This is a genomic window from Acinetobacter sp., assembly GCF_036659555.1.
GTDB lineage: Bacteria > Pseudomonadota > Gammaproteobacteria > Pseudomonadales > Moraxellaceae > Acinetobacter.
Genome location: NZ_JAVXCI010000127.1, coordinates 3,511 through 6,080 on the forward strand (window position 1 = coordinate 3,511; position 2,570 = coordinate 6,080).

Here is a 2,570-nt window from a genome sequence, read left to right on the forward strand (position 1 = left end):
CAACCTTGAGCATGACCTGAATGATCAGTGGAAGACCCGCTTAAACTTGCGCTACAACACGGGGGATGACGGCATTAACGGCGCGGAAATGGAAGACGCCGTCAACTATCAGACCTTAGAATCTACATGGTGGCGCTATCAGGATGACACGGGATTTAAAGAATTTACTGCGGATGCGAATGTACAGGGAAGCTTTGACTGGCTGGGGCAGCAGCATGAACTGATTCTAGGCCTGGATGCAAAATCTAATACCAAAGATTACAAGCAGAATTGGACTTCATACGGCAAAGGCAATGCCTTTAACCCCGCGCCGCCGCCTGAGTGGGATTATCCGCCAAGCTCATGGACAACAAACAGCACCAATAAAAGTGACACGGCAGCCGGCTACGGTTCTTTAAAGCTGAAGCCTGCGGATAAGCTTGCAGTGATTTTAGGCGGGCGCTATGCGTTTAAAGATGAAACTGAAATACAAAACCACAATACAGGCAATAAAAACAGCTATAAGGAAGATAAAAAATTTACGCCTTATTATGGCTTAACTTATGACTTGCTTGCCAATACTGCAATTTACGGCAGCTTCGCAGAAATTCATACGCCGCAAGGCAAGTATCTGGAAACGCAGACCGGCCCGTCATTAAAGCCCGTTGAAGGCAGCAATCTGGAATTCGGCATAAAAACTGAATTGGCGCCGAACCTGCTGGCTTCTTTAGCGTATTTTAAAATTAAAAAAGACCATGAGGCGGTCAGTTTAAGCCGGCAGTCGATTGGCAACAGCAACTCTTTGTGCTGCTATGTTGCAGCCGGAAGCAAGCGCAGTGAAGGCATTGACGTTGAATTGAACGGCTTGATTACCGACAGCTGGAATATCGCTGTCGGCTATACATTTAATGAAAATGAAGACCGCCGCAAAAATGATGCGCAGTTCAGCACCTTAACGCCAAAGCATTTGCTGAAAATCTGGACGGATTATAAGTTTTCAGAATTTCTTGAAGGCTTAAGCGTTGGCGGCGGGGTCAATGCGCAAAGTAAAAGCTTCCAGTCCGGGAGGGTGCCGACATACGACCCTGTGACCAATCAATACGGCAGCCCTATGATTGCTTATGAGTTTGCGCAGGAAGCCTATGCGGTCTGGTCATTGCGGACGGCATATGAAATCAGCCCGAACCTGAATATTGCTTTAAATGTTAATAATATCTTTGATAAGAAATATTACAGCACGATCGGCACCTCCGGCTATGGCAACTTCTATGGCGAACCGAGAAGCTTCCTGCTCACACTGAAAGCAAAGTACTAAAAGAGCAGTGCTGAAAACGCAGTACTGAAAATTCAAGTCAGCCATATCCATGCATATGGCTGGCTTTGCCGCTGCTTCAATTTTTCAAGCCATGCCGGCGGCGCTGCCAATCAGCATCAATGCATGAGCCTAAACCTGCAGCCTCAAAACCGGCCTGCAGATTGCTGCCTTATGCCAGCACAGTTAAATCTTCAATGCGCCCTTTGCAGCGCGCATGCAACAGGCTAGACTGTAGCAAAATTTTTAAACGCCTCACGCCGCATGCCATACGATTTGAACCCGCTGAGAAAAACCCTCCGGCAGCAGCGCCGCGCGCTCAGCGAGTTCCAGCAAAGGCAAGCCGGGCAAGCCATTCTCAGCCGCTTAATCCGCATTCCTGAATTTCAGCAGGCCGGCAAAATCGGCGTTTACCTGCATGCCTTTGGCGAAGTCCATACGCAAAGCATCATGCAGTACTGCTTTGCGCGCGGCAAAGCCGTCTATCTGCCCATGATCTGCAGCATGAACCAGCGCCTGGCCTGGGTGCGCATTTCACAGCATCAGTACCGCAGCCGGCGCTTTGCGCACCATCCGCTGGGCATGAAAGAGCCGATGCAGGCGCGCGGCCTGCATGTTTCAAAGCTGGACCTGCTGATTATGCCGCTCCTGGCCTGCGACATTTACGGCACCCGCATCGGCATGGGCGGCGGATTTTATGATAAAACCCTCGCTTCAGCGCCGGGCAAGCCTTGCCGCCTGGGCCTTGCGCATGATTTTCAGTGCATGCCGCAGGCCCTGCCGCGCGAAGCCTGGGACCAGCCGCTGGACGCCCTGCTGACGCCGCGCGGCTTTAAGCGCTTTAAGCGCTGAATTGATCATTTTGACAGTTAATATTATTTTAAAATCACATATTTACTCATTTTTAATACAATTTGTTTTGCCCAACCCTTGTATTTTTTAAAATACCCATCACTATAAAAACATGGCAACACCGTTGTCACTCATTAGGAGTGCCCATGTCTGAAATTATTATGAATGAAGAAACCTTAGAGCCTCAGGTTCCAAGCGTATTACCGCTTTTAGCGCTGCGTGATGTGGTGGTTTATCCGCACATGCAAATTGCGCTATTCGTAGGCCGTGAAAAATCGATCAATGCAGTTGACGTGGCTCGTAACAGTGACAATCTCGTATTTGTAGTTGCACAAAAAGATTCGCTTACAGAAGAAATTGATCACGACAATTTATATCAATACGGTACTGTCGCGAAGATTGTGCAAGTTGTGAATCACGAAAATGA

The 2,570-nt window shown here is 48.7% G+C and carries 3 protein-coding genes; all 3 read left to right on the plus strand.

What is annotated here, in order from left to right:
* The coding region (locus RSA72_RS13465; RefSeq protein WP_332633333.1) for a TonB-dependent siderophore receptor at positions 1-1,294 on the plus strand (1,294 nt) is incomplete at its 5' end.
* Positions 1,295-1,555: 261 nt separating this feature from the next.
* Entirely contained in the window at positions 1,556-2,143 is a 588-nt protein-coding gene (locus tag RSA72_RS13470) for a 5-formyltetrahydrofolate cyclo-ligase (protein ID WP_332624078.1), read from the plus strand.
* A gap of 146 nt (positions 2,144-2,289) precedes the next feature.
* A partial coding sequence (locus RSA72_RS13475) for an LON peptidase substrate-binding domain-containing protein (protein ID WP_332633335.1) occupies positions 2,290-2,570 on the plus strand: 281 nt, incomplete at its 3' end.

Bases quoted from the DNA above. Each gene is read 5' to 3' on its own strand.
- RSA72_RS13470 (WP_332624078.1), top strand. From the start codon at position 1,556: ATGCCATACGATTTGAACCCGCTGAGAAAAACCCTCCGGCAGCAGCGC.